Consider the following 26,203-nt stretch of genomic DNA (forward strand, 5'->3'; position numbering starts at 1 on the left):
AATGCCTATTGCTGCTTCGGGCCGGCCATCCACTTGATGATGACCATCGCCGGCAACACCCAGAGCAGCCCCGTCAGCGAAAAATAGAGCAGGTGGCCCCACCAAGGCGCATTGCCGAGCGTTGCAACCGCGATCGTATTCGCAACCAGCGCATAGACCAGAACGAGGACGACGATGAGGATGGTGCCGATGAACTTGCGAAGGCGGACAGGCATCTGGTGAATTCCGGTATGGGATGTGCAGGCAGGCCACCGCGACTGCATGCCGCAAATGTTCGGACTTGTTTTGCATCAGTGGCTAAGGCAAATCAACTGTCGGAACGAAGGAGTCCGTCCATGGCCGTCGCTGATCTCACGACTGAACAGGAAATTCTGCGCCAGGTGCGCAAGCAGGATGATAATCGCAAGGCCATACGAATTTGGCTCGGCATCGTCCTTCTCGCGCTGTTCTGTCTGGTGATTGTGGGCGGCGCGACGCGCCTGACCAATTCCGGCCTGTCGATCACCGAGTGGAAGCCGATCCACGGCGTTATCCCGCCGCTGAACGCGACGGAATGGGAAGAAGAATTCAAGCTCTATCAGCGCATTCCCGAATTCCAGCAGATCAACAGCGACATGACCGTCGATGAGTTCAAGGGCATCTTCTGGTGGGAATGGGCGCATCGCCTGATCGCCCGCGGCATCGGCGTGATCTTCGCGCTCCCGCTCCTCTATTTCTGGGCAACCGGCAGGATCGAGCGCCGCCTGCGCTGGCCTCTCGTCGGCATTCTGGCACTCGGCGGCTTCCAGGGCGCCATCGGCTGGTGGATGGTCTCGTCGGGACTGACCGCGCGTACTGATGTCAGCCAGTATCGCCTGGCGACGCATCTGATCACGGCCTGTCTGATCTTCGCATCTTGCATGTGGATCATGCGCGCGCTCTCGCCGCATTCCGAAGACACGGCGCCGACCAAAAGCGCGCGTGTCTGGGCCGGCGTGATCGCCGCGCTGACCTTGTTCCAGATCTATCTCGGCGCGCTGGTCGCCGGTCTCGACGCGGGCTTCACCTACAATACATGGCCGCTGATGGACGGCGCCATCGTGCCGTCCGATCTCCTGATCCAGCAGCCCGCCTGGATCAACTTCTTCGAAAACCCGAAGACGGTACAGTTCATCCACCGCGTCGGCGCCTACACGCTGTTTGCCGTAACGCTGATCAACATGATCATGCTGCTGCGCGCAGCGCCGGCAACGACCCACGCACGCCGCGCCGTCGTCATGTTCGCCCTCGTCACCATCCAGGCCTCGATCGGCATCGCCACCTTGCTGCTCGAAGTCCCGCTCCACTGGGGCCTGCTGCACCAAGGCGGCGCACTCGTCGTCTTCGGCTTCGCGATCGCCAATTGGCGCGGCTTCTACGGCGAATACCCGCACGCGACGGTTATTTCCGAACGCGATTGATTTGGCGCCACTATCGGCGCGCGAACGTGCGGTTCGTGACTAGCCTTGCACCAATCCTCAAATTTGTCTCAGCGAGATCCGGCCGGAAGCCGATCTCGCTGTTTGCTTATCTGTCTATCGCCAAACCGTTGCAGCTTTTTCTGGCTGGAACCAGTTTCGCGCTTGTGCCAGCCAAAAGCGCCAATACGCATTAGCCGAGCCTAGCGTGAGCGACGGTTGCTGGCAGGGCAGGGATGAGACTTCGCCGCGTGTGAGAGCGTTCAAGCATCTGGAGGCTTGATATGGCGCACCCTGTTTACGGGGCCGCGCGAGACCGACATCCAAGCCCCGCCACCGGAGCTATCTGACGTATCCCGGCTCCGCCACCACATAACCCCCTGAACAAAAAAATCCGGCTGCGTTGCCGCAGCCGGATTTCAATCAATCACGTCCGAAAATCAGTCTCAGAAAAAACCGCGGCGCTGCCACCAGCCGGCCTTCTTCGGCTTGCCGTCGCCATCAGCCGCTTCCGTGGTGGACGACTTGACGGTTGGTTCGGAGGAGGCAACGTTTGCACCGCGATTGGCGCGAACGGGCTTTGCTTCTTCTTCAGCGGGCGCTGCCAGATCGGCGGACGCTTCGGCGACTTCCGGCTCGGCGGCAGGGGCTGCTTCGGCAACCGGTGCGGCTTCAGCGGCAGGTGCCACTTCTGCTTCCACGACAGGCTCTTCGACCGGCGAGGCCTTGCGGCTGCGACGAGCGCGCTTCGGCTTCACGTCTTCCGTTACGGTGGCGCCAGCTTCAACGGCGGCCATGGCCGAGGAGGCTTCGACAGCTTCTGCTGCAGCGGCTTCGACGACAACGTCTACCGGTGCGCTGTCTTCGGTTGCGACTGCGGCTTCGTCCGTGGTCTCGCCTGCTTCCGCGCTTGCGGCAACATCGCCATCAACTTCGGCAACATCGTCGCCCTCAGCGCCTTCGGCACCTTCCTCGCGGTTGCGGCGACCGCCGCGCTTGCCGCGACGGCGGCGCTTGCGGCGCTGTGCGTCATCACCTTCTGCGCGTTCTTCGGAGCCGGCAGCGGACGTGGTTTCGGCGTCGTCGCCTTCCTCGTCACTACCGTCTTCGTCGCCAGCCTGTTCGGCGCCGTTCTCGTCGGATGCCTGCTGCTCGCCATTGCCGTTACGGCCGCGACGACGACGGCGGCGCTTTCGCTTGCGTCCGTCACCTTCGCCCTCTGCACGGGCAGCGGCAGCCGGACGTTCCGACGCCTGCTTTTCTTCCAGCTCTTCGTCTTCTTCTTCGTCGATCTCGATAACGACGTCGTCGTCGTCGTCTTCAGGGATGGCCGCAAAGTTGAAGAGCGTTTCGATCTTGACCGGGTTCTCGACGGCTTCGCCGCGATCGATCGCGAAATGCTGCGCGCCAACCGCGCCATCGGCATCGATGATGATGGCGACGCCGAAGCGGGCTTCATAGTCAACGATCGTCTGACGCTTGTGGTTGAGGATATAAAGAGCGATCTCCGGCGTCGTGCGAACCGTGATGTCGTGGGTCGTGTTCTTGAGCAGATATTCTTCGATACCGCGCAGCACGTGCAGGGCAACGGAAGACTGCGAGCGAACATGACCGGTGCCGCCGCAATGCGAGCAGACCTGCGTCGTCGATTCGAGAACCGATGCGCGAATGCGCTGGCGCGACATTTCGAGCAGGCCGAAGTGCGAGATGCGGCCGACCTGGATGCGGGCGCGATCGTTCTTCAGGCAATCCTTCAGCTTCTTCTCGACAGCGCGGTTGTTGCGCTTTTCTTCCATGTCGATGAAGTCGATGACGACAAGCCCTGCCAGGTCGCGCAGGCGCAACTGACGAGCGACTTCGTCGGCGGCCTCGAGGTTGGTCTGCAGTGCCGTGTCTTCGATCGAGTGCTCGCGGGTCGAACGACCGGAGTTGACGTCGATCGAAACCAGCGCTTCCGTCTGGTTGATGATCAGGTAGCCACCCGACTTCAGCGTCACCTGCGGCTGCAGCATACGGTCGAGCTGGGCTTCGATGCCGGAGCGCGAGTAGATCGGGTGAATGTCGCGGTAAGGCTGGACCACCTTGGCGTGGCTCGGCATCAGCATCTTCATGAAGTCTTTCGCTTCACGATAGCCTTCTTCGCCGGAGACGATGATCTCGCCGATATCCTTGTTGTAGAGGTCGCGGATCGAACGCTTGATGAGCGAGCCTTCCTCGTAGACGAGGCAAGGCGCGGTCGATGCGAGCGTCAGCGTACGGACGTTTTCCCAAAGACGCATCAGGTATTCGAAGTCGCGCTTGACCTCGACCTTGGTGCGGTTGGCGCCGGCGGTGCGCAGGATGACCCCCATGCCCTGCGGCACTTCGAGCATCTTGGCAATTTCCTTCAGGCGCTTGCGGTCCTGAGGGCTGGTGATCTTGCGGGAGATGCCACCGCCACGTGCGGTGTTCGGCATCAGAACCGAATAACGGCCGGCAAGCGACAGATAGGTGGTGAGGGCGGCGCCCTTGTTGCCACGTTCTTCCTTGGCGACCTGAACGAGCAGGATCTGGCGACGCTTGATGACTTCCTGGATGCGGTACTGCTTGCGCGGCTTGCGCTGCACGCGATCGGGAACCTCTTCCATGGCGTCTTCGGCGCCGACGTTCTCGATCACTTCTTCTTCGTGATCATGATCGTCGTCGTCCTCGTCGTCACCGCGGCGGCGCGCATCGACGTCTTCGGAAATCGTGTCGGTCTCGACCATGGCGGCCATCTCGCCGCCGGTGGAGCCGTCGTCGTCGGACGATGCCGCGGCATCGGCTTCAACCGTCGCTTCGTCAGCGGCGGGAACGACTTTCTTACGGCTCCGGCGGGGCTTGGCTGCCTTCTTTGCAGGCGCTTCCTCGACGGTTTCGACAACCTCTGCAGCTTCGACGGTCTCTACGACCTCTACAGCAGCTTCAACTGGCGCATCAGGCTCGTCCTTGGCAACGATGCCGACATCGGGTTGTTCCTGGGTCGCGGGGTCGATCCGTGCCGTATCAACATGCTCGACGTCGTCGTCGCGGCGATGCTCTTCGGCTTCGGCGCGCAACAGGGCCTGACGGTCGGCAAGCGGGATCTGGTAATAATCGGGATGGATTTCGGCGAAGGCCAGGAAGCCGTGCCGGTTGCCGCCGTAATCGACGAAAGCAGCCTGCAGCGAAGGCTCGACCCTCGTTACCTTTGCGAGGTAGATGTTGCCGCGAATTTGCTTCTTGTGTTCCGACTCGAAGTCAAATTCTTCTATGCGGTTTCCGCGAACGACAACGACGCGCGTCTCTTCCTCGTGAGACGCGTCGATAAGCATTTTGTCTGCCATGTAAGCTGAGCTCCTCGGCGCGGTCGATCGTCGGCAGTCTCCGCAGTCGATAAGACAAGGGGAGTGCGGACCGTCATAGCAGCGCCGGATAGTGAAAGTCGCGATTGGTTCGGTGTGGAAGGCAGCAGCCAGACAGCAGCGGGGAAACTCTTCTCCCGGGGTCTGTAGACTTTAGATAAAACCTGCTGCGACACCATAAAAGACCAAGCGAGATCGACAAAACAAAGACCTTATTCAGGCCCGATGAGTTTGCTCTCTCTTTAAAGAGCGGTTGGTGGCAATCCACCGATGAAGTTTCCGCATACTCCGGAAAAATCAGGATCCATTGTCGAGTGGAAGCATGTAAGACGGCGGACGATTGCCGGTTGTGGCGCCAGGTCCTTTGCGGTTGGCTGCCTTGTCGGCGACTCTATCCCGTCAGTGCTTCTACCCTAAAATTGCTTGTATGTTTTCTCCGTCACAATAGCAAGGGAAAAGCCAAATGTGCCATAATATTGATGGATTTGCAGCATCATAAAAAATAGCGGTGGACGAGGTGATTCCGGCGCGGCGACAGTGACAATTGTTCTCGGTCGCAATCGCGTGTATCGCGGGATCCGGCATTGATGACAATTGGGGCATGACAGTCGGTTGTATAGCGAGACGCGGCGCGCAACGGTGAAATCCGGCTTGCGGACGAAAAACTTCAGGGCTTGGCTGGTTGCCGCGGTGATGGCCGTGGCCGTTCCGTTGGTCAGTCATTCGGTGGCGACCGCGGCCGGCGAAGAGCGCCTGCTGGCCTATGGCGCGCGTATCGTCGGCGACGACGCCAGGACCCGCATCGTCATCGATTTCGATCGTCCCCCGAGCTTCTCCATCCACTACATCGCCAATCCGGAACGCGTCGTCGTCGATCTTCCGGCAACCGCTTTCGGGTTTCCCGCCAAGGATCTCGAGGCGAGGGGCCTTTTCAAGGATATCCGCTACGGCACGATGGATGGCGACAGCGCCCGTATCGTGTTGACGGCGACAAAGCCCGTTCGCATCGGCATGGCGAGGGTTCAGGCGGATGAAAACGGCAAGGGCCAGCGGCTCGTTCTCGAAGCCGAGATGACCGACAAGGCGACCTTCGCCGAACTGGTGAAAGCCCAATCCTGGAACGAGCCTGAGGCCGCGCAAACGACAAGCGCCATACCGGTGCCCGAAAAGGCTGAGCCCGGCGACTTCATCGTTGCCGTCGACGCCGGCCACGGCGGCATCGATACCGGCGCGATCGGCGTCGACACGAAGACCCAGGAAAAGGATGTCACGCTGGCCTTCGCCAAGACGCTCGCCGACCGGCTGAATCGTGAACCCGGCATCAAGGCTTTCCTGACCCGCAAGGATGATTCGTTCCTGTCGCTTTCCGAGCGCGTGCAGATCGCGCGGCAGAACCACGCGGCACTCTTCGTCTCCATGCATGCCGACACGTTGCGCCAGAAGGATATTCGCGGCGCCACCGTCTACACCATCTCCGACAAGGCATCCGACAAGCTCGCCGCCGATCTCGCCGATCGCGAAAACCTGTCCGACCAGATCGCCGGCAAGGCGGCCGCGACCGAGCCGCCCGAAGTGGCCGACATCCTGCTCGACCTGACGCGCCGCGAGACGCAGGCGTTTTCGATCTCGATGGCTGAGAGTGTGCTGGCCTCCTTCAAGGATCAGGTCGGGACCATCAACAACCCGCACCGCCACGCCGGCTTCCGCGTTCTGCAGGCACCCGATGTTCCCTCCATCCTGCTGGAACTCGGCTTCCTCTCGAACAAGGAAGACGAGAAACTGCTGCTCGACGACACCTGGCGCGCCAAGATGGGTGACCTGTTGACGGAAGCGGTGAAGCATTACCATGCATCCATGGTCGCCAATGGCGGCTGATAGGCGGCCGTTGCTCAGATGTGACACTTGCGTGCGTAAACATGTATGCGTGTGGAATTGCAGGCAAAAGCCCTACTTTCCTCACATTCAGGCCATTACTCACGGCTATGTTTCCGTGTGCAAAACGGAATTGGCTTGTGGCCGCATCCGGCATGGAGTAATTCGCGCAGCGTGCAAAGTGCCGCGGTTCATGCGATTGTTATGCGCGCGCCGATCGACAATTGAGATACCGGTAGCTTAGATATGATCAGACTTCTTGGATATTTCTTCGGAGCGGCTTGCGTCCTGTTCCTGGGCGTAGCGGCGGCCGTTGCCGTTTATTTGGCGACGGTGACGAAGGATCTTCCTGATTACGCGGTGCTGAGCAGCTATGAGCCGCCGGTGACGACGCGCGTGCATGCCGGCAACGGCGCGCTGATGGCCGAGTATGCCAAGGAGCGTCGCCTGTTCCTGCCGATCCAGGCCGTCCCCGATCGCGTCAAGGCCGCGTTCCTGTCCGCCGAAGACAAGAATTTCTACCAGCACCCTGGTATCGACGTCACCGGCTTCGGCCGCGCCGTGGTCGCTTATCTGACCGGTGGCCCGACGCAGGGTGGTTCCACGATCACGCAGCAGGTCGCCAAGAACTTCCTGCTGTCGAGCGAACAGACCATGGAGCGCAAGGCCAAGGAAGCCATTCTCTCCTTCCGCATCGAGCAGGCCTACAGCAAGGACAAGATCCTTGAGCTCTATCTCAACGAGATCTTCTTCGGCCTCAACTCCTACGGTATCGCCAGCGCCGCACTCACCTATTTCAACAAGTCGGTCAACGAACTGACCATCGCTGATGCCGCCTATCTGGCCTCGCTGCCGAAGGGCCCGGCGAACTACCACCCGTTCCGCCATCCTGAGGCCGCGGTCACCCGCCGCAACTGGGTTATCGACCGCATGGTCGAGAATGGCTATGTCAGCCAGTCGGATGGCGCGGAAGCCAAGAAGCAGCCGCTCGGCGTTACCGGTCGCACCAGCGGTCCGTCGCTCTTCGCATCGGGCTACTTCGCCGAAGCCGTCCGCCGCCAGCTGATCGACCAGTACGGCGAGAAGATGCTCTATGAGGGTGGCCTCTCGGTTCGCACCTCCTTCGACCCGCAATTGCAGGTCTTCGCGCGCAAGGCGCTGCAGGATGGCCTGATCAACTATGATGAACGCCGCGGCTTCCACGGCCCGATCAAGCAGATCGACACGACGTCGGATTGGGGTAAGGCGCTCGCCGATATCCCGGCTCTCTCCGACGTTCCGGAATGGGACCTCGCCGTCGTGCTCGCCGTCGCCAGCGACAGCGTCGACATCGGCCTGCAGCCGCAGAAGGATGGCGCCGGCAAGATCGGCTCTGACCGCCAGCGCGGGACCATTGAAGCCAAGAACATGCAGTGGGCCTTCCGTTCGGCCACCGGCGGCAAGACGTCCAAGTCGCCGCAGGGCGTGCTGCAGCCGGGCGACGTCGTCTTCGTCGAACGGCTTGGCGGCGACAGCTCCACATCCTACCGTCTGCGCCAGCCGCCGAAGGTCGGTGGTGGTTTCGTCGCGATGGATCCGAAGACCGGCCGCGTGCTGGCCATGGTCGGCGGCTTCTCCTATGCCCAGTCGGAATTCAACCGCGCGACGCAGGCGATGCGCCAGCCTGGTTCGTCCTTCAAGCCCTTCGTCTACGCAGCCGCGATGGACAATGGCTACACGCCGGCCTCGGTCGTCAGCGACGATCCGCTCGAAATCCAGGTCGGCAACGGCCAGGTCTGGGCACCTGATAACTACGAAGGCGAGGGTGGTGGCGCCAACACGCTGCGCTTCGCCATCGAGCACTCGCGCAACCGCATGACGGTGCGCCTCGCCAACGACCTCGGCATGAACGTCGTTGCCGAATATGCCAACCGCTTTGGCATCTACGACAAGATGATGCCTGTACTGGCCATGTCGCTCGGCTCCGGCGAAACCACCGTGCTGCGCATGGTGTCGGCCTATTCGGTCATCGCCAACGGCGGCAAGCAGATCAAGCCGACGCTCATCGACCGTATCCAGGACCGCTACGGCAAGACCATCTTCAAGCATGAGGAGCGTGTCTGCGAGGCCTGCAACGCCAGCGACTGGCAGAACCAGGAAGAGCCGAACGTGGTCGATAACCGCGAAACCGTTCTCGACCCGATGACCTCCTACCAGATCACCTCGATGATGCAGGGCGTTATCCAGCGCGGCACCGCCGCCGGCAAGGTTCAGCTCGGCGAACGCGACGTCGCCGGCAAGACCGGCACGACCAACGACGAAAAGGACGCTTGGTTCGTCGGCTTCACACCGGATTTGGTCGCCGGTCTTTATATCGGTTTCGATTCGCCATCGACGCTGGGCCGCGGCGGCACCGGCAGCTCGCTGTCCGCGCCCGTCTTCAACGAGTTCATGCAGGCGGCCGTCAAGGACACGCCGGTATCGAAGTTCGTCATCCCTGCCGGGATGAACCTGATCCCGATCGACCGCAAGACCGGCATGGCCGCGACGCAGGGCGACCCGAACACCATCATCGAGGCCTTCAAGCCCGGCACCGGCCCGGCCGACAGCTACTCCGTTATCGGCATGGACAACACCATGGCGCCGGAGGAAATCCTGAAGACCTCGCCGCAGGCCAACCAGGCGGTTCAATCCGGCGCCGGCGGTCTCTACTGACATTTTCCGCTGATAGCGTGGCGGTCGCGGCTCTTTACATCCGCGGCCGCCACAACTATTTGACGGACGACTTTTGAAGACAACGCAAAAGAAGCGGGACAATGCGAGCGGAAATCCAGAACGTAGTCGATGAAACCAAGCAGGCTATCACCCTGCTGAGGAGGCATCTTTGACTGGGACCAGGCGATAAGACGACTGGACTGGTTGAACAACAAGGCAGAGGACCCGAACCTCTGGAACGATGCCACCGAAGCACAGAAGCTGATGCGCGAGCGCCAGCAGCTCGATGATGGCATCAGCGGCGTACGCCGCTTCGAACAGCAGATCAAAGACAACATCGAGCTCATCGAGATGGGCGAGGACGAGGGCGACGAAGCCATCGTCAAGGAAGCCGAAGACGCGCTGAAGGCACTCAAGGCCGAAGCCGCGCGCCAGCAGGTCGAAGCGATGTTGTCTGGCGAAGCCGACAGCAACGACACCTATCTCGAAGTTCACTCCGGCGCCGGCGGCACGGAAAGCCAGGACTGGGCAAACATGCTTCTGCGCATGTATACCCGCTGGGCCGAACGCTCGAAGTTCAAGGTTGAACTGCTCGAAGTGCATGACGGCGAAGAAGCCGGCATCAAGTCCGCGACGCTGCTCGTCAAGGGCCACAATGCCTATGGCTGGCTGAAGACCGAATCGGGCGTTCACCGCCTGGTACGCATCTCGCCTTATGACAGCAACGCGCGCCGTCACACCTCGTTCTCGTCCATCTGGGTCTACCCCGTCGTCGACGACTCGATCCAGATCGACATCAACGAAAGCGACTGCCGTATCGACACTTATCGCTCGTCCGGCGCCGGCGGTCAGCACGTCAACACGACCGACTCCGCGGTCCGCATCACCCACATGCCCTCGGGCATCGTGGTGCAGTGCCAGCAGGAACGCTCGCAGCACAAGAACCGCGCCAAGGCCTGGGACATGCTGCGCGCACGTCTCTACGAAGCGGAACTGAAGAAGCGCGAAGACGCGGCCAACGCCGAAGCGGCCTCCAAGTCCGATATCGGCTGGGGCCACCAGATCCGCTCCTACGTCCTGCAGCCCTACCAGATGGTCAAGGACCTGCGCACCGGCGTTACCAGCACTGCGCCCGACGACGTGCTGGATGGAGAACTCGACGAGTTCATGGAAGCAGCGCTCGCCCACCGCATCAGCGGCAAGGCGGATGCCGTGGTCGACGACGTCGACTGATCGGTCTGGTCAAGATGATATAGAAAAGGCCCCATCCGGGGCCTTTTCTGATTCTGGCGGCATGTCTTTCGAAGCGTTACGGGCGTTAATGTCCGGACTTCTCGACGCTGATATCGCCGAACTCGTCTATGATGACGGTCCAGCTATCGGCATCTCCATCCGGATCCGTTTTCAGATAGACCATGGCGAACAGCCCAGGCTCGTTCAGCCGCCCGGTCGAGTTCTCAGGGCGAATATCCGTCACATAAGGATTGAGGTCGTTCAGTTCCTGAACCTCGACCGTTGAGACGATTTCGGGCCCGGTCTCGGTCTGCGCGATCTGCTGCAGATAGACCTTGGCGGTGCGATCGGCCTGGCGAACCGCAAACAGCTTGTAGTAGCCATGGCGGGGTTGGCTTGGCGCGGCGGGCGTCGCCGTCGCTGAGGCTGGCGCATTCGGCGTGCTCGCGGCTGGCGGACGGGTGACCGCCGGCGCATTGCCGTCGTCGGCCCAGTAACCCGTGCTCGTGGCGAATGTGATGCTCGCGGGCAAGATAGGATCCGTGGCATCTGCGGCATGCGTGGCCAAGGGAGCCGCGGCGATCAGCAGCGCGCAGGCTGTCAGTCCGAAACGCTTCATCGCCTCAATCCTCGAATTGCTCGGATAGAATACGGTCGGACCAGGAGCGGTCGGGGTCTGAGAGAATGCGGGCGGTCATATGCTCGGATTGAGCGATGCGCACATGCAGCACCGATTTGACCTCGGAGTTATCCGCAACCGCATTCACCGGCCGCTTTTCCGATTCGAGAATATGAATGTCCACTGTCACCTTGTTCGGCAACAGCGCCCCGCGCCAGCGGCGGGGACGAAACGCGCTCACCGGCGTCATGGCCAAAAGCGGCGCGTCCAGAGGCAAGATCGGACCGTGCGCAGAGAGATTGTAGGCCGTCGACCCGGCCGGCGTCGCCACCATCAGGCCGTCGCAGATCAGTTCTTCAAGCCGCACGACGCCATCGACTTCGACCCTGAGCTTGGCGGCCTGGTAGGATTGGCGAAACAGCGAGACCTCGTTGATGGCAAGCGCGGTATCGCTCGTTCCATCCGCATTCGTGGTCGTCATTCTCAGCGGCCGAAACGTGTTCTCGACGGCGGCATTGATCCGCTCGCGCAACGCGTCGGTGCGGTACTCGTTCATCAGAAAGCCGACGGAGCCCCGGTTCATCCCATAGACGAGCCTGCCGGAGTTCATCGTGCTGTGCAGCGTCTGCAGCATGAAGCCGTCGCCGCCGAGTGCCACGATCACATCGGCGTCCTTGGCGGGCACATCCCCATAGATGCGAATCAGTTCGTCTCGCGCCGCCAGCGCCTCGGCGGTAGGGGAAGCCAGAAAACAGAGGGTTTGAAAGGATACGCTCATGCAATGCCCTTTGATAAAGTCCGCCTAGCTAAATGATAATGGGCTGGCACGACAAGGCATTTTAAGGTCGCAGCTGTTCGCCGGGACCACTCTCTGCATAGGTGAGGAGAGGGCAGAAGGGCGCCAGTTTCATGGCGCCCCCTGTTTGTAATCGGCTTCTACCGGGTCTTGGTCGACTCGCGTCCGTGGCCCGTCGGGTCAGCGACAGCGCCTTACTTGTTCTGAAGCAGCCAGATCTTTCCGCCCATGGTGATGCCATAGGTATCGGTGGTGCCGTCGTCGGTGAGATTGCGGCGCTCCAGGAAGCCGTGCTCGCAAAGATCCACAAGCGTCTTCGCGGTGACGGTCTTGATCTTCTGCGGGCGCTCTTTCCAGCGGTCCGTTTTCGCATAAGTCACGGTTGCGTTCTCATGCGTCCACTTGCCGGCCGCCTGCGGATAGAGATCGCCGTCACGGGCGAGTTTAAGTCCCGCGATCTGCGCCGGGGTGAGTTCAGCCATTTCAATAACCTCTTGGCATGTTGCACGGCTCAGCCGTGAATGCAGGGGAACCCTGGGAAACCAAGGGCAATAGGAACCAAATGTTGCAACGCGAGCATCTCGTCTACCGAGGCCCGTCGGTGTGGCAACAATCGATTCCTTCGAAGAATTGTGGTGCCCCCGGCAGGGTTCGAACCCGCGACCCCCTGATTACAAATCAGGTGCTCTACCAACTGAGCTACAAGGGCAACGCCCGCCAATTAGCAGATTTTGCTGCTCTGTAAAGAAAAATCGGCCACGATTTGATTTCGCATAGTGATTTCAACAGGCCGTATTCAGGCACCGGTTTCGCGCGGCTAGTTTGGAGTGGTCTGCCGAACGGTCGATTGCAGGTGGCCGCCATTTTCGCCCATGCCATCGCCGGAAGACGGCATGGCAGCGATGCTGAGAACCGAAACAACCATGAGAGCGATGACAGCGATCATTATTCGCACGCGATTTCTCCTTTTGAACGAGGAAGAAACGCAAATAAGGCAATTGGGTTCCGGAGCGGGCTTGGCGGCTATTGCGCCGGCGGCGGTGCTGTCGTCGTGGGATTGGTGCCGGGAGCTGTGGGAGCGAGCGGGTCGGGTTGATGCACGGGCTGGGTCTTGTCGATCCAGCCGATGCTGAGAACGATGGCGACGAGGATGCCGATGAAGAGAATGCCGATGATGAGGGGACGAACTGCCATGTCGGATGCTTCTCCTTGTTGGTCGGAGCATTGCTGGATGATAACCGCCGCTGACGTCAAAACCGAGGCGGTCGAGCATCAGCAGCGGCATCTTTCTGCATGGTGGCCTGTCCGTGAGCCTGTCAGCCCTTCAGATGAATGCGCGCCGCGTAAAGCGCGATCGCCGCAGCGTTGGACACGTTGAGCGACTTGATCTCGCCGGGCATATCGAGCCGAGCCAGCGCATTCACCGTCTCGCGGGTCTTCTGACGCAATCCCTTGCCTTCGGCGCCAAGCACGAGAGCGACCTTATCGCCGGAGAAGGTGCCCTCGAGAGGAGCCGGGCCTTCCGAATCAAGGCCGATGGTGACGAAGCCGAGCTTGTGCAGTTCGCCAAGCGCATCGGCGAGATTGGTGATCTGTATATAAGGGATGAGCTCCAGCGCGCCGGAAGCGGATTTGGCAAGCACGCCCGATTCGGTCGGGCTGTGGCGCTGCGTCGTGATCAGCGCACCGGCATTGAAGGCGACGGCCGAGCGCATGATGGCGCCGACATTGTGCGGATCGGTCACTTGATCGAGCACCAGGATCAGCGGGCTGTCCTTCAGCGCTTCGAGGCGGCGCACGGGCAGGGGACGCGTTTCCAGCATCACGCCCTGATGGATGGCATCGGGGCCAAGCACCTTGTCGAGATCCTGCGGCGAAACCATTTCGAACGGTATGCCGAGTTTCTCGACATCGATCTCAAGGCGGGCCAGCGCGTTGGGGGTGACCGACAGCTTTATCTTCTTGCGCTCTTTGTTCTCGAGCGCGGCGCGCACCGTGTGCAGGCCATAGAGATGGACCTGGTCCGGAGCGAGTGCCGGCGGCTTCCAGTCGTCGCCGCCACGCTTGCGCTTCTGGAAGCCGGGAGTTGGAATTTCGCCGCGTTCGCGCTTGTTGTCGCGATGCGCACGACGCAGATTCGCGTAGTGCGTATCCTTGGCGGATTTTTCGTCGGAGGGCGGGCCCCCGGATTTGTTGTCTTTGCTCATGCCGCTTTATAGCGGTGGCATTTCTTTCCGCATAGGATTTCTTTGTCCACAGGGGCTTTCCATCGCCGATGACATTTTTCGCATATTTTCCATCGTCATCGTGTTGACATAGGCAACTCGGCCCGTCATATACGCGGCGCAGACCGAGGGGCGGCAACGCTTCGAAAGTCTAGCAGACTTGGTCTAACGATCCGGACGAAAAACTGGAGAGATGCCCGAGTGGTTAAAGGGGACGGACTGTAAATCCGTTGGCTCAGCCTACGTTGGTTCAAATCCAACTCTCTCCACCATTCGTCCTCGGATCGGACCAAACCCCGCGGGTATAGCTCAATGGTAGAGCAGCAGCCTTCCAAGCTGAATACGCGGGTTCGATTCCCGCTACCCGCTCCACTTTTCAAATCGAAGCCCGACATTATCTACAGCGCGCAAGCGCCTGTTCGCGTTTGCGTATCGCACTGACGCGGCGCCCCATCTCAGCCCCAGAGCAAAACGAAGGGGGAGGCGAGCGCAATGATGCCGGCCGCCATCCAGCGCGTGCGCCCATCCATCGTGAATTCGTCCCGCGACAACCATTTGCGCACGGCGACATAGCCGACGGCGATGACGGCGCTATAGATGAGTGCGCGCAACAGGATCGACCACCCACCGCCGAAGAGCCCGATCGCGATGCCGAATCCGGTCAGCGCGCCGAGGATGCCGTAGCCGACATCGAACATTAGTGTCGTCGTGGTCGATAGCGGCCTGAGAACTCTCGGAAACGCGATGGCGACAGCCGCCGTCAGCAGCCATATGGCGACGATCGCCTGCAGCGTCGACGAGCTGACGATGGAGGCTGCCAGCGCCGGCAGCCGCTCGGGCGTCGAGAGCCGCACGACCTGCGCGATCCAGTCGATCGCCGCCGCCAATATCCACAATATGAATGCGCAGCCGGCAAAGATCAGAAAATTGCCGGCCGATCGTTTCGCGATGTCCTTCGGTTCCATGCCATGCTCCCCCGGGCGATCGCCGGCGTGGCTCCGGCAAGGGCAAGTAATATCACAGCATCAATCGCTTGTGGCGGGTTATGGTGAAAACGCGCATGTGTCGTCGCACTTCGATATTGCCGATCGAATGCTTCGTTCCCATATGCGGCGGCAGTGCGGAATAGCGTCCGCAATTAAGTCTTGCGCAATTCCGCCGAAAGCCTTAAACGGCGGCACTAAACCGGTTCGCCGGGGTCATCCATTTCGTTCACAGGAAGCATTCAAATGGCAAAGAGTAAGTTTGAGCGCAACAAGCCGCACGTTAACATCGGCACGATCGGCCACGTTGACCACGGCAAGACGTCTCTGACGGCAGCGATCACGAAGTATTTCGGCGAGTTCAAGGCGTACGACCAGATCGACGCTGCACCGGAAGAAAAGGCACGCGGCATCACCATCTCGACGGCACACGTCGAGTACGAGACGGCCAACCGTCACTATGCCCACGTTGATTGCCCCGGCCACGCCGACTACGTCAAGAACATGATCACCGGTGCCGCACAGATGGACGGCGCGATCCTGGTTTGCTCGGCTGCTGACGGCCCGATGCCGCAGACCCGCGAGCACATCCTGCTCGCTCGTCAGGTTGGCGTTCCGGCTCTGGTCGTGTTCCTCAACAAGGTCGACCAGGTCGACGACGCCGAACTGCTCGAGCTCGTCGAGATGGAAGTTCGCGAACTTCTGTCGTCCTACGACTTCCCGGGCGACGACGTTCCTGTCGTCAAGGGTTCGGCTCTGGCCGCTCTCAACGATTCGGACAAGAAGATCGGCGAAGACGCCGTTCGCGAACTGATGGCCGCTGTCGACGCCTACATTCCGACGCCTGAGCGTCCGATCGACCAGCCGTTCCTGATGCCGATCGAAGACGTGTTCTCGATCTCGGGTCGTGGTACGGTTGTGACCGGTCGCGTCGAGCGCGGCATCGTCAAGGTTGGTGAAGAAGTCGAAATCGTCGGCATCCGCGCCACCTCGAAGACGACGGTTACCGGCGTTGAAATGTTCCGCAAGCTGCTCGATCAGGGCCAGGCTGGCGACAACATCGGCGCTCTGGTTCGCGGCGTTAACCGTGACGGCGTTGAGCGTGGTCAGATCCTGTGCAAGCCGGGCTCTGTCAAGCCGCACAAGAAGTTCATGGCTGAAGCCTACATCCTGACGAAGGAAGAAGGCGGCCGTCATACGCCGTTCTTCACGAACTACCGTCCGCAGTTCTACTTCCGCACGACCGACGTTACCGGTATCGTCTCCCTGCCGGAAGGCACGGAAATGGTTATGCCTGGCGACAACGTCACCGTTGCTGTTGAGCTGATCGTTCCGATCGCGATGGAAGAAAAGCTTCGCTTCGCTATCCGCGAAGGCGGCCGTACCGTCGGCGCTGGCATCGTTGCCTCGATCATCGAGTAATCCTTAGGATTGCTTTGAGTTAGGAAAGGCCTCGCTGGAAACAGCGGGGCCTTTTTCTGTTGGATTTCGCTGAGGGAATTAATGTGCGGCTGACGACGCTGCTTGTTGCGGCTCTAAGTATATTGATTTTGCAGATGGGCGCTGGGCCGCAGACAATGGCGGCAGGCTGCCCTGAGCGGCCGGCCTGCCGCGGATGTGGTTGCAAGGGCGGCCCTGGCTACCGTGGCCCTGACGGAAGATGCGTCGGCTTCAAAAGCCTTGCCAAGGTGTGCGGCAATCCGCCCGATCTTCGCTACACTTTCGAGAATGCCCCAGGTACCGGCTTGAATCACGATTGCGCCTTGGGATTGGACGACAAGGCGACCGTGCCGCGCGAATCTCCATCTTCGCCTTGATCGCGGGACAGTTGGAGTATCTATTCGCGCATCCGATAGTGTGGGAGGACATTTCATGAAGAAGCGCATTCTGTTTACGGGGGGCTCCGGCAAGGCGGGGCGTCATGCCGTGCCGTGGTTGGTCAATGCCGGCTACGAGGTTCACAATATCGATCTCGTGCCGCTCGACAATCCTGGTGTCACCAACCTGATCGTCGATATCACCGATAGCGGTCAGGTCTATAATGCGCTCTCGATGCATCGCGACTTTCCGGATCTCGAAGCGGGCAGGGGTGTTCTACCCTATGATGCCGTGGTGCACTTCGCCGCCATCCCGCGCATCCTGATCAAACCCGACAACGAAACCTTCCGCATCAACACGATGGGCACCTATAATGTCATCGAGGCTGCGGTGAAGCTCGGTGTGCGCAAGATCATCGTTGCCTCTAGCGAAACCACCTACGGCGTCTGCTTTGCCGAGGGGCATCGCGACTTCCATCAGTTCCCGCTGGATGAGGACTACGACGTCAACCCGATGGATTCTTATGGCCTGTCGAAGGTGCTGAACGAGAAGACGGCGCGGGCATTTGCCGAGCGCTCCGGGGCAGACATTTATGCACTGCGAATCGGCAACGTTATCGAGCCGCACGAATACGAGAATTTCCCGACCTATTTCGCCAATCCCGAAATGCGCAAGCGCATCGCCTGGAGCTATATCGACGCGCGCGATCTCGGCCAGATCTGCCATCTCTGCATCGAAAAGGATGGCCTCGGCTTCCAGGTGTTCAACGCCGCCAACGATACCGTCTCGGCCAATACGCCGACCCGCGAGCTTGCCGCGCGCTATTATCCGAACGTCAGCTTCACCCGCGAGATCGGCGAATTCGAGGGTCTCCTGTCGAACCGCAAGATCAGGGAAGTGCTGGGCTTTCGCGAGGAGCACGACTGGCGCCGATACGTGAAGCTGTGAACGCGTTTCGATGCACACGCGAGGAATGGGAAAAAGTGAAAAACGCACTTGCCAATCTCCTCTCGGCGTCTTAAAGGGTGCGCCATGCTTCTCGACAATGCGTCGCGGCTTTCGCCAACAGGCTGATCGGGAAGCGTAAAGGGGTATAGCTCAGTTGGTAGAGCGGCGGTCTCCAAAACCGCAGGCCGTGGGTTCGAGCCCCTCTGCCCCTGCCATTTCCTTGAACGAACAGCGCGGACAACCTGCAGCATTTCGCAAGAGGCTCGTACATGGCTAATTTCGTTAAACTTTGGTTCCCCTCTTGTCTAATGGGGAATCGGTGTTTATGTAGGGGTTCAACAGACACGCGGTGCGTGGGGCTGATATGATCAGCTTTACGCGCCGTAATTGCGTGGGCAGTCGATGGCATCCAAATCAAATCCGCTTACGTTTCTGCAGCAGGTTCGCACGGAAACGTTGAAAGTTACTTGGCCGTCGCGCCGTGAAACGATGATCTCGACGATCATGGTACTTGTGATGGTTGTCTTTGCCGCGCTGTTCTTTTTTGCCGCGGACCAGTTGATCGGCTGGTTGCTGGGCTTCGTGCTCAATATCGGCAACTGATCGGGCGGAGATATAAGATGGCGGCACGTTGGTATATCGTCCACGCGTATTCGAATTTTGAAAAGAAGGTCGCGGAAGACATCGAGAACAAGGCCCGTCAGAAGGGTCTTGAGCATCTCTTCGAGAAGATTCTCGTCCCGACCGAAAAGGTGGTTGAAGTGCGTCGCGGCCGTAAGGTCGATAGCGAGCGCAAGTTCTTCCCCGGTTATGTGATGGTTCGCGCCAATCTGACCGACGAAGCCTACCACCTGATCAAGAACACGCCGAAGGTGACCGGCTTCCTGGGCTCCGACAATCGGCCCGTTCCGATCCCTGACTCTGAAGCCGATCGTATTCTCGGTCAGGTTCAGGAAGGTGTTGAGCGTCCGAAGTCTTCGGTCAGCTTCGAGATCGGCGAGCAGGTCCGCGTTTCCGACGGTCCGTTCGCATCGTTCAACGGCACGGTTCAGGATGTGGACGAAGAGCGTTCGCGCCTGAAGGTGGAAGTGTCGATCTTCGGCCGCGCGACGCCGGTCGAACTGGAATACGCTCAGGTCGAGAAGGTCTGAGCTCGGATGTAAGCCGGCAACGGCTTATGTCCTCGCGGCGAAAGCCGCAAAGCGCGTGGAAGGTGAGGGCACCTTAGCCGGGTCCTAAAATCCGAACCACGCAACCGCAGCCGCCGGAGCGATCCGGCATTATTGGTCGGGCAACCGGCCGTCAGTGAAAGGCAGAGAGTTATGGCTAAGAAAGTTGCAGGCCAGCTCAAGCTTCAGGTCAAGGCAGGATCGGCTAACCCGTCCCCGCCAATCGGCCCGGCGCTTGGTCAGCGTGGCATTAACATCATGGAATTCTGCAAGGCGTTCAATGCCGCTACGCAGGAAATGGAAAAGGGTATGCCGATCCCGGTCGTCATCACCTACTACCAGGACAAGTCCTTCACCTTCGTCATGAAGCAGCCTCCGGTCAGCTACTGGCTGAAGAAGGAAGCGAAGATCACGTCCGGTTCCAAGACGCCTGGCAAGGGCGCCACCGCAGGCAAGCTCACCAAGGCTCAGATCAAGACGATCGCTGAAGCCAAGATGAAGGACCTGAACGCAGCTGATATCGAAGGTGCAATGGCGATGATTGAGGGCTCTGCCCGCGCCATGGGCCTGGAAGTGGTAGGATAAGACCATGGCAGGCAAGCGCACCAAGAAGATCAACGAAGGTGTTGATCCCACGAAGCTCTACGCTCTCGACCTCGCTATCAGCATGGTCAAGGAACGGGCTGTCGCCAAGTTCGACGAAACCGTCGAAGTATCGATGAACCTCGGTGTTGACCCGCGCCACGCTGACCAGATGGTCCGCGGCGTTGTCAACCTGCCGAACGGCACGGGCCGTGACGTTCGCGTCGCCGTCTTCGCACGTGGCGCCAAGGCTGACGAAGCCAAGGCTGCTGGTGCTGACGTTGTCGGCGCTGAAGATCTCGTCGAGATCGTTCAGGGCGGCAAGATCGACTTCGATCGCTGCATCGCGACCCCGGACATGATGCCGCTCGTCGGTCGCCTCGGTAAGGTTCTCGGCCCGCGTGGCATGATGCCGAACCCGAAGGTTGGCACCGTCACCATGGACGTCGCTGGCGCCGTCAAGGCTTCCAAGGGCGGCGCTGTCGAGTTCCGTGTCGAAAAGGCTGGTATCGTCCACGCCGGCATCGGCAAGGCTTCGTTCGACGCCAAGGCTCTTGAAGAAAACATCAAGGCTTTCGCTGACGCCGTCATCAAGGCAAAGCCGGCTGGCGCAAAGGGTAACTACGTCAAGCGCGTAGCGATCTCTTCGACCATGGGCCCGGGCGTCAAGATCGAAGTCGCTTCGGTCACGGCCGCTTAATAAAGTTTCGCTGGGCGTCAGTCCGGCTCATCAGATTCCGGCCTCGCAAGGGGCCGGGATATTCCGGAGAAATCCGGAATCCTGTCCGAGATTGCAGGTGGTTTTCCCTTAATCACTTGGCCTGCATGAGACGGGTAAGGCCCGAATTTTTGAAGCTTCGCTTCATCGATTTGGTTCGAACCTTGGATGCCTTGTGCCTCTTAGCCTTTCTGGCGCGGAGCGCGAGGGGACAGGATCCTCAAGCGTCGCTTGGGATCATTCGTGATCTCAGGAGGCAAAGGCAACCCGATGGGGCCGGTCACGGTCTCATCTACTGGAGATAGGCAGTGGAAAGAGCGGAAAAACGCGAATTCGTCACGGAACTGAACGAAGTCTTCAAGGCTTCGGGCTCGGTTGTCGTGGCCCACTATGCTGGTGCTACAGTCGCGCAGATGAACGACTTCCGTTCCAAGATGCGTGCAGCTGGCGGTACCGTCAAAGTCGCGAAGAACCGCCTGGCCAAAATCGCCCTTCAGGGTACGGAAGCGGAAGGGATCTCTGGTCTCTTCAACGGTCAGACGCTCATTGCATACAGCAATGACCCGATCACCGCTCCGAAAGTCGTCGTGGATTTCGCCAAGACCAACGATAAGATCGTTGTTTTGGGCGGCGCCATGGGGACAACGACGCTCAACGCAGAAGCAGTCAAGTCGCTCGCGACCCTGCCTTCGTTGGACGAACTGCGCGCGAAGCTGCTGGGCATGATCCAGACTCCGGCTACCCGCATCGCAGGCGTTGTTCAGGCACCGGCAAGCCAGCTTGCTCGCGTGTTCTCGGCTTACGCCAAGAAGGACGAAGCCGCATAAGGCGGTTTTTTGCTGTTTATAAACAACCGGTTCGAACCGAACATAAGGAATTGATACAATGGCTGATCTCGCAAAGATCGTAGACGACCTCTCCTCGCTGACCGTTCTGGAAGCTGCAGAACTGTCCAAGCTTCTCGAAGAAAAGTGGGGCGTTTCCGCTGCTGCTCCGGTAGCAGTTGCTGCTGCTGGCGGTGGCGCTGCTCCGGCTGCTGCTGAAGAAGAAAAGACCGAGTTCGACGTTATCCTGGCTGACGCCGGCGCTAACAAGATCAACGTCATCAAGGAAGTTCGCGCTATCACGGGCCTCGGCCTGAAGGAAGCTAAGGACCTCGTTGAAGCCGCTCCGAAGGCTGTCAAGGAAGCTGTTTCCAAGGCTGAAGCTGCCGACATCAAGAAGAAGCTTGAAGACGCCGGCGCTAAGGTCGACGTTAAGTAATCTTGAACTGCATCTGGGAGGCTGGATTTCCGGCCTCCCATTTGCCGTTTCCCGGAACGAATTACCCAAAAGCCGCGTGAAAACGGCTTTTGGGTAATGGGTTCTTCAAGAGGATGGTCTCGAACCGAGACGCGCAGGCAATCCGGCCTCGTGATTTCGGGAAGTGAGACGAGTTTGAAGCGCACATTGCTTGACGGGGTCGACTGGCCATCGGTTCCCGTCCGTTGCAGGCCCGGATGCAATTTTGAAGGAGCGACGATGGCTCAGACCCTTTCGTTCAATGGTCGTAGGCGCGTACGCAAGTTTTTCGGTAAGATCCCAGAAGTCACGGAAATGCCGAACCTCATCGAGGTTCAGAAGGCGTCCTATGACCAATTTTTGATGGTTGAAGAGCCCAAGGGCGGTCGCCCTGATGAGGGCCTTCAGTCGGTTTTCAAGTCCGTATTCCCGATCACGGATTTCTCCGGCGCTTCCATGCTGGAATTCGTGTCCTACGAGTTCGAACCGCCGAAGTTCGACGTTGATGAATGCCGCCAGCGCGACCTGACCTATGCCGCGCCGCTGAAGGTTACTCTCCGTCTGATCGTGTTCGATATCGATGAAGATACGGGCGCGAAGTCGATCAAGGACATCAAGGAACAGTCGGTTTACATGGGCGACATGCCGCTCATGACCAACAACGGTACGTTCATCGTCAACGGCACCGAGCGCGTTATCGTGTCTCAGATGCACCGTTCGCCGGGCGTGTTCTTCGATCACGACAAGGGCAAGAGCCACTCGTCCGGCAAGCTGCTGTTCGCTGCTCGCGTCATCCCGTATCGCGGTTCCTGGCTCGATATCGAATTCGACGCCAAGGACATCGTCTACGCCCGTATCGACCGTCGCCGCAAGCTGCCGGTAACGTCGCTGCTGATGGCGCTCGGCATGGACGGCGAAGAGATCCTGTCGACCTTCTACACCAAGTCCGACTATGTTCGTGACGGCAAGGGCTGGCGCATTCCGTTTACGCCTGAGACCCTCAAGGGTGCGAAGACGATCAGCGACATGATCGACGCCGACACCGGCGAAGTCGTCGTCGAAGGCGGCAAGAAGCTGACCCCGCGTCTGCTCCGTCAGCTGTCCGAAAAGGGCCTCAAGGCTCTGCAGGCGACCGACGAAGACCTGTACGGCAACTTCCTCGCTGAAGACATCGTCAACTACTCGACGGGTGAAATCTACCTCGAGGCAGGCGATGAAATCGACGAGAAGTCGCTCGCCGTCATCCTGTCGCACGGTTTCGAAGAGATCCCGGTTCTCGGCATCGACCACATCAATGTCGGCGCCTACATCCGCAACACGCTGAACGCCGACAAGAACGAGAACCGTCAGGACGCTCTGTTCGACATCTACCGCGTCATGCGTCCGGGTGAACCGCCGACCATGGAATCGGCCGAAGCGATGTTCAACTCGCTGTTCTTCGACGCCGAGCGCTACGACCTGTCCGCTGTTGGTCGCGTCAAGATGAACATGCGTCTCGACCTCGAAGTCGAAGACACCGTCCGTGTCCTGCGCAAGGACGACATCCTGGCCGTGGTCAAGATGCTCGTCGAACTGCGCGACGGCAAGGGCGAGATCGACGACATCGACAACCTCGGCAACCGTCGCGTTCGCTCCGTCGGCGAACTGATGGAAAACCAGTACCGTCTCGGCCTGCTCCGCATGGAGCGCGCGATCAAGGAACGTATGTCCTCGATCGAAATCGACACGGTCATGCCGCAGGACCTGATCAACGCCAAGCCGGCAGCAGCCGCCGTCCGCGAATTCTTCGGCTCCTCGCAGCTGTCGCAGTTCATGGACCAGGTGAACCCGCTTTCGGAAATCACCCACAAGCGTCGTCTTTCGGCTCTTGGCCCGGGTGGTCTGACCCGCGAGCGCGCAGGCTTCGAAGTCCGCGACGTTCACCCGACGCACTACGGCCGTATTTGCCCGATCGAAACGCCGGAAGGTCCGAACATCGGTCTGATCAACTCGCTGGCCACCTTTGCACGCGTCAACAAGTACGGCTTCATTGAATCGCCGTACCGCCGCATCGTTGACGGCAAGGTCACGAACGACGTTCTTTACCTCTCCGCAATGGAAGAGGCGAAGTATTACGTCGCTCAGGCCAACGCCGAACTCGGTTCCGACGGCTCGTTCGTTGACGAATTCGTCGTTTGCCGTCACGCCGGCGAAGTTATGCTCGCTCCGCGTGACAGCATGAACCTGATGGACGTCTCGCCGAAGCAGGTCGTTTCGGTCGCAGCCGCTCTCATCCCGTTCCTGGAAAACGACGACGCCAACCGCGCTCTCATGGGCTCGAACATGCAGCGTCAGGCCGTGCCTCTGCTGCGCGCTGAAGCTCCGTTCGTCGGTACCGGCATGGAGCCGATCGTTGCCCGCGACTCCGGCGCTGCTATCGGCGCTCGCCGTGGCGGTGTGGTCGACCAGGTCGACGCGACGCGTATCGTTATCCGTGCGACGGAAGACCTCGATGCCGGCAAGTCCGGTGTTGATATCTACCGTCTGCAGAAGTTCCAGCGTTCGAACCAGAACACCTGCGTCAACCAGCGTCCGCTGGTCACCGTTGGTGACGTCATCAACCGCGGCGACATTCTCGCCGACGGTCCGTCGACGGACTTGGGCGACCTGGCACTCGGCCGCAACGCGCTCGTCGCGTTCATGCCGTGGAACGGTTACAACTACGAAGACTCGATCCTGATGTCGGAACGCATCGTCGCTGACGACGTGTTCACCTCCATCCACATCGAAGAATTCGAAGTGATGGCCCGCGACACCAAGCTTGGTCCGGAAGAAATCACGCGCGACATTCCGAACGTTTCGGAAGAAGCGCTGAAGAACCTCGACGAAGCCGGTATCGTCTACATCGGTGCTGAAGTTCAGCCGGGTGACATCCTCGTCGGCAAGATCACGCCGAAGGGCGAAAGCCCGATGACGCCGGAAGAAAAGCTTCTGCGCGCCATCTTCGGTGAAAAGGCCTCCGACGTCCGCGACACCTCCATGCGCATGCCTCCGGGCACTTACGGCACGATCGTCGAAGTTCGCGTTTTCAACCGCCACGGCGTTGAAAAGGACGAGCGCGCGATGGCCATCGAGCGCGAAGAGATCGAGCGTCTCGCAAAGGACCGCGACGACGAGCAGGCGATCCTCGACCGTAACGTCTACGGCCGTCTGATCGACATGCTGCGTGGTCAGGTTGCCATCGCAGGCCCGAAGGGCTTCAAGAAGGGCACTGAGCTGGCCAACGCCGTCGTCTCCGAATATCCCCGCTCGCAGTGGTGGATGTTCGCCGTCGAAGACGAGAAGGTTCAGTCCGAGCTCGAAGCTCTGCGTGGCCAGTACGACGAATCCAAGTCGCGCCTTGAACAGCGCTTCATGGACAAGGTCGAGAAGGTCCAGCGCGGCGACGAAATGCCTCCTGGTGTCATGAAGATGGTCAAGGTCTTCGTCGCTGTGAAGCGCAAGATCCAGCCGGGCGACAAGATGGCCGGCCGTCACGGTAACAAGGGCGTTGTCTCGCGTATCGTGCCTGTCGAAGACATGCCGTTCCTCGAAGACGGCACGCATGTCGACATCTGCTTGAACCCGCTGGGTGTGCCTTCGCGCATGAACGTCGGCCAGATCCTCGAAACCCACCTTGCCTGGGCTTGCGCCGGCATGGGTAAGAAGATCGGCGAGCTGCTCGACGAATACCGCAAGACGATGGACATCACCGACCTGAAGACGGAGCTGACGGATGTCTACGCTTCGCAGGCCAAGGATGAAGTCGCCCACTTCGACGACGACGCGCTGGTCAAGCTGGCCGAGCAGTCCCGCCGTGGTGTCTCCATCGCAACGCCGGTCTTCGACGGTGCGCATGAGCCTGACGTTGCCTCGATGCTGAAGAAGGCAGGTCTGCACGAAAGTGGTCAGTCGGTTCTGTACGACGGCCGCACGGGCGAGCCCTTCGACCGCAAGGTCACCGTCGGCTACATGTATATGATCAAGCTCAACCACCTTGTCGACGACAAGATCCACGCTCGTTCGATCGGTCCTTACTCGCTCGTTACCCAGCAGCCGCTGGGCGGCAAGGCGCAGTTCGGCGGTCAGCGCTTCGGGGAAATGGAAGTCTGGGCTCTGGAAGCATACGGTGCGGCTTACACGCTGCAGGAAATGCTCACGGTCAAGTCCGACGACGTCGCCGGCCGTACCAAGGTCTACGAAGCCATCGTCCGTGGCGACGACACGTTCGAAGCGGGTATTCCCGAAAGCTTCAACGTTCTCGTCAAGGAAATGCGCTCTCTGGGTCTTTCCGTCGAGCTTGAGAACTCGAAGGTTGACGAGCAGCAGACCGGCCAGTTGCCGGACGCCGCCGAGTAACCACCTGATAGGGTGCGCGCTGCTATGTAGCGCGCACCGTCCCAGCTCTGGCCCCGTAACGTGTTGGCCGGGAAGGGACGATTTCGCCGC

Annotated in this window: 22 protein-coding genes and 4 tRNA genes; 16 read left to right on the top strand and 10 right to left on the bottom strand. The window is 60.0% G+C overall.

Going from position 1 to position 26,203, the window contains the following annotated elements:
* Nucleotides 1-5: 5 nt before the first annotated feature.
* Entirely contained in the window at nt 6-215 is a 210-nt protein-coding gene (locus ACVTFQ_RS05435) for a DUF2842 domain-containing protein (protein WP_018898664.1), read from the bottom strand.
* 120 nt (nt 216-335) lie between these two features.
* On the opposite strand from ACVTFQ_RS05435, the gene ACVTFQ_RS05440 reads away from it, so the two are divergent.
* Entirely contained in the window at nt 336-1,439 is a 1,104-nt protein-coding gene (locus ACVTFQ_RS05440; RefSeq protein ID WP_111561174.1) for a COX15/CtaA family protein, read from the top strand.
* 443 nt (nt 1,440-1,882) lie between these two features.
* On the opposite strand, the gene ACVTFQ_RS05445 is transcribed toward ACVTFQ_RS05440, so the two are convergent.
* Nucleotides 1,883-4,780: an Rne/Rng family ribonuclease gene (locus ACVTFQ_RS05445; RefSeq protein ID WP_111561175.1), complete on the bottom strand. Its 2,898-nt coding sequence runs from the start codon at nt 4,778-4,780 to the stop codon at nt 1,883-1,885.
* Nucleotides 4,781-5,491: 711 nt separating this feature from the next.
* Between ACVTFQ_RS05445 and ACVTFQ_RS05450 the strand changes: the two genes are divergently transcribed.
* The 3 genes from ACVTFQ_RS05450 (at nt 5,492) to prfB (ending at nt 10,597) form a co-directional block, all read left to right on the top strand.
* A complete protein-coding gene (locus ACVTFQ_RS05450) occupies nt 5,492-6,673 on the top strand; it encodes an N-acetylmuramoyl-L-alanine amidase (protein WP_111561534.1) in 1,182 nt (393 codons plus the stop codon).
* 243 nt (nt 6,674-6,916) lie between these two features.
* Nucleotides 6,917-9,364, top strand: coding sequence for a penicillin-binding protein 1A (locus ACVTFQ_RS05455; protein ID WP_111561176.1), 2,448 nt, complete (start codon nt 6,917-6,919; stop codon nt 9,362-9,364).
* Nucleotides 9,365-9,465: 101 nt separating this feature from the next.
* Nucleotides 9,466-10,597 (top strand): peptide chain release factor 2 gene (gene prfB, locus ACVTFQ_RS05460; protein ID WP_111561177.1). Its coding sequence is split into 2 segments (ribosomal slippage): nt 9,466-9,534 and nt 9,536-10,597, totalling 1,131 coding nucleotides; the frame shifts between segments, so codons are not numbered across the junction.
* An 85-nt stretch (nt 10,598-10,682) separates the two neighbouring features.
* Here the strand turns inward: prfB and ACVTFQ_RS05465 are convergent.
* From ACVTFQ_RS05465 to rlmB, 7 genes are all read right to left on the bottom strand, one after another.
* Nucleotides 10,683-11,216 carry a hypothetical protein gene (locus tag ACVTFQ_RS05465; protein ID WP_111561178.1) on the bottom strand — a complete coding sequence of 178 codons (534 nt, stop codon included), beginning with the start codon at nt 11,214-11,216 and terminating at the stop codon, nt 10,683-10,685.
* Between the two features lie 4 nt (nt 11,217-11,220).
* A complete protein-coding gene (locus ACVTFQ_RS05470; RefSeq protein ID WP_111561179.1) occupies nt 11,221-11,994 on the bottom strand; it encodes an NAD kinase in 774 nt (257 codons plus the stop codon).
* Nucleotides 11,995-12,206: 212 nt separating this feature from the next.
* Nucleotides 12,207-12,494 carry a hypothetical protein gene (locus tag ACVTFQ_RS05475; RefSeq protein WP_018898656.1) on the bottom strand — a complete coding sequence of 96 codons (288 nt, stop codon included), beginning with the start codon at nt 12,492-12,494 and terminating at the stop codon, nt 12,207-12,209.
* Between the two features lie 151 nt (nt 12,495-12,645).
* A tRNA-Thr gene (locus ACVTFQ_RS05480) sits at nt 12,646-12,721 on the bottom strand.
* Nucleotides 12,722-12,829: 108 nt separating this feature from the next.
* On the bottom strand, nt 12,830-12,967 hold the full coding sequence (locus tag ACVTFQ_RS05485) for a hypothetical protein (RefSeq protein WP_181459189.1): 138 nt from the start codon (nt 12,965-12,967) through the stop codon (nt 12,830-12,832).
* A 68-nt stretch (nt 12,968-13,035) separates the two neighbouring features.
* Nucleotides 13,036-13,206, bottom strand: coding sequence for a hypothetical protein (locus ACVTFQ_RS05490; protein ID WP_181459190.1), 171 nt, complete (start codon nt 13,204-13,206; stop codon nt 13,036-13,038).
* Nucleotides 13,207-13,328: 122 nt separating this feature from the next.
* Nucleotides 13,329-14,219, bottom strand: coding sequence for a 23S rRNA (guanosine(2251)-2'-O)-methyltransferase RlmB (gene rlmB / locus ACVTFQ_RS05495; protein ID WP_111561180.1), 891 nt, complete (start codon nt 14,217-14,219; stop codon nt 13,329-13,331).
* A gap of 205 nt (nt 14,220-14,424) precedes the next feature.
* Between rlmB and ACVTFQ_RS05500 the strand changes: the two genes are divergently transcribed.
* Nucleotides 14,425-14,509: transfer RNA gene (locus tag ACVTFQ_RS05500), tRNA-Tyr, on the top strand.
* A 26-nt stretch (nt 14,510-14,535) separates the two neighbouring features.
* A tRNA-Gly gene (locus ACVTFQ_RS05505) sits at nt 14,536-14,609 on the top strand.
* A gap of 83 nt (nt 14,610-14,692) precedes the next feature.
* Here ACVTFQ_RS05505 and ACVTFQ_RS05510 read toward each other — a convergent pair.
* Nucleotides 14,693-15,202 carry a hypothetical protein gene (locus ACVTFQ_RS05510; RefSeq protein ID WP_111561255.1) on the bottom strand — a complete coding sequence of 170 codons (510 nt, stop codon included), beginning with the start codon at nt 15,200-15,202 and terminating at the stop codon, nt 14,693-14,695.
* Between the two features lie 264 nt (nt 15,203-15,466).
* On the opposite strand from ACVTFQ_RS05510, the gene tuf reads away from it, so the two are divergent.
* The 10 genes from tuf to rpoB all read left to right on the top strand — a co-directional run bounded on the left by tuf (nt 15,467) and on the right by rpoB (nt 26,113).
* The gene (gene tuf / locus ACVTFQ_RS05515) at nt 15,467-16,642 is read left to right on the top strand and encodes an elongation factor Tu (protein ID WP_111561256.1); all 1,176 of its coding nucleotides are present in this window, start codon (nt 15,467-15,469) and stop codon (nt 16,640-16,642) included.
* A 450-nt stretch (nt 16,643-17,092) separates the two neighbouring features.
* The gene (locus tag ACVTFQ_RS05520) at nt 17,093-17,986 is read left to right on the top strand and encodes an NAD-dependent epimerase/dehydratase family protein (protein WP_470423735.1); all 894 of its coding nucleotides are present in this window, start codon (nt 17,093-17,095) and stop codon (nt 17,984-17,986) included.
* A gap of 139 nt (nt 17,987-18,125) precedes the next feature.
* Nucleotides 18,126-18,201, top strand: a tRNA-Trp gene (locus tag ACVTFQ_RS05525).
* 187 nt (nt 18,202-18,388) lie between these two features.
* Nucleotides 18,389-18,589, top strand: coding sequence for a preprotein translocase subunit SecE (gene secE, locus ACVTFQ_RS05530; protein WP_026283763.1), 201 nt, complete (start codon nt 18,389-18,391; stop codon nt 18,587-18,589).
* A 17-nt stretch (nt 18,590-18,606) separates the two neighbouring features.
* Nucleotides 18,607-19,137, top strand: coding sequence for a transcription termination/antitermination protein NusG (gene nusG / locus ACVTFQ_RS05535; protein ID WP_018902692.1), 531 nt, complete (start codon nt 18,607-18,609; stop codon nt 19,135-19,137).
* 171 nt (nt 19,138-19,308) lie between these two features.
* Complete coding sequence (gene rplK, locus ACVTFQ_RS05540) at nt 19,309-19,740, top strand: 50S ribosomal protein L11 (protein ID WP_018902691.1); 432 nt, start codon at nt 19,309-19,311, stop codon at nt 19,738-19,740.
* Between the two features lie 4 nt (nt 19,741-19,744).
* Entirely contained in the window at nt 19,745-20,437 is a 693-nt protein-coding gene (gene rplA / locus ACVTFQ_RS05545; protein ID WP_018902690.1) for a 50S ribosomal protein L1, read from the top strand.
* A 326-nt stretch (nt 20,438-20,763) separates the two neighbouring features.
* Nucleotides 20,764-21,282 carry a 50S ribosomal protein L10 gene (rplJ, locus tag ACVTFQ_RS05550; protein WP_018902689.1) on the top strand — a complete coding sequence of 173 codons (519 nt, stop codon included), beginning with the start codon at nt 20,764-20,766 and terminating at the stop codon, nt 21,280-21,282.
* A gap of 58 nt (nt 21,283-21,340) precedes the next feature.
* Entirely contained in the window at nt 21,341-21,718 is a 378-nt protein-coding gene (gene rplL / locus ACVTFQ_RS05555) for a 50S ribosomal protein L7/L12 (protein WP_018902688.1), read from the top strand.
* A gap of 258 nt (nt 21,719-21,976) precedes the next feature.
* Nucleotides 21,977-26,113, top strand: a complete 4,137-nt coding sequence (gene rpoB, locus ACVTFQ_RS05560; RefSeq protein WP_018902687.1) for a DNA-directed RNA polymerase subunit beta — start codon at nt 21,977-21,979, stop codon at nt 26,111-26,113.
* The last annotated feature ends 90 nt before the right edge of the window (nt 26,114-26,203 follow it).

Source organism: Rhizobium sp. O111 (genome assembly GCF_055616315.1).

What these genes read in the sequence shown, in the direction of transcription:
- ACVTFQ_RS05465 (WP_111561178.1), bottom strand. Translation starts at nt 11,216, where the DNA reads ATGAAGCGTTTCGGACTGACAGCCTGCGCGCTGCTGATCGCCGCGGCT.
- rplA (WP_018902690.1), top strand. Translation starts at nt 19,745, where the DNA reads ATGGCAGGCAAGCGCACCAAGAAGATCAACGAAGGTGTTGATCCCACG.
- rplK (WP_018902691.1), top strand. Translation starts at nt 19,309, where the DNA reads ATGGCTAAGAAAGTTGCAGGCCAGCTCAAGCTTCAGGTCAAGGCAGGA.
- ACVTFQ_RS05520 (WP_470423735.1), top strand. Translation starts at nt 17,093, where the DNA reads ATGAAGAAGCGCATTCTGTTTACGGGGGGCTCCGGCAAGGCGGGGCGT.
- nusG (WP_018902692.1), top strand. Translation starts at nt 18,607, where the DNA reads ATGGCGGCACGTTGGTATATCGTCCACGCGTATTCGAATTTTGAAAAG.
- ACVTFQ_RS05435 (WP_018898664.1), bottom strand. Translation starts at nt 215, where the DNA reads ATGCCTGTCCGCCTTCGCAAGTTCATCGGCACCATCCTCATCGTCGTC.
- ACVTFQ_RS05470 (WP_111561179.1), bottom strand. Translation starts at nt 11,994, where the DNA reads ATGAGCGTATCCTTTCAAACCCTCTGTTTTCTGGCTTCCCCTACCGCC.
- tuf (WP_111561256.1), top strand. Translation starts at nt 15,467, where the DNA reads ATGGCAAAGAGTAAGTTTGAGCGCAACAAGCCGCACGTTAACATCGGC.
- ACVTFQ_RS05490 (WP_181459190.1), bottom strand. Translation starts at nt 13,206, where the DNA reads ATGGCAGTTCGTCCCCTCATCATCGGCATTCTCTTCATCGGCATCCTC.
- ACVTFQ_RS05475 (WP_018898656.1), bottom strand. Translation starts at nt 12,494, where the DNA reads ATGGCTGAACTCACCCCGGCGCAGATCGCGGGACTTAAACTCGCCCGT.
- ACVTFQ_RS05510 (WP_111561255.1), bottom strand. Translation starts at nt 15,202, where the DNA reads ATGGAACCGAAGGACATCGCGAAACGATCGGCCGGCAATTTTCTGATC.
- secE (WP_026283763.1), top strand. Translation starts at nt 18,389, where the DNA reads ATGGCATCCAAATCAAATCCGCTTACGTTTCTGCAGCAGGTTCGCACG.
- rplL (WP_018902688.1), top strand. Translation starts at nt 21,341, where the DNA reads ATGGCTGATCTCGCAAAGATCGTAGACGACCTCTCCTCGCTGACCGTT.
- ACVTFQ_RS05450 (WP_111561534.1), top strand. Translation starts at nt 5,492, where the DNA reads ATGGCCGTGGCCGTTCCGTTGGTCAGTCATTCGGTGGCGACCGCGGCC.
- ACVTFQ_RS05455 (WP_111561176.1), top strand. Translation starts at nt 6,917, where the DNA reads ATGATCAGACTTCTTGGATATTTCTTCGGAGCGGCTTGCGTCCTGTTC.
- rlmB (WP_111561180.1), bottom strand. Translation starts at nt 14,219, where the DNA reads ATGAGCAAAGACAACAAATCCGGGGGCCCGCCCTCCGACGAAAAATCC.
- ACVTFQ_RS05445 (WP_111561175.1), bottom strand. Translation starts at nt 4,780, where the DNA reads ATGGCAGACAAAATGCTTATCGACGCGTCTCACGAGGAAGAGACGCGC.
- rpoB (WP_018902687.1), top strand. Translation starts at nt 21,977, where the DNA reads ATGGCTCAGACCCTTTCGTTCAATGGTCGTAGGCGCGTACGCAAGTTT.
- ACVTFQ_RS05440 (WP_111561174.1), top strand. Translation starts at nt 336, where the DNA reads ATGGCCGTCGCTGATCTCACGACTGAACAGGAAATTCTGCGCCAGGTG.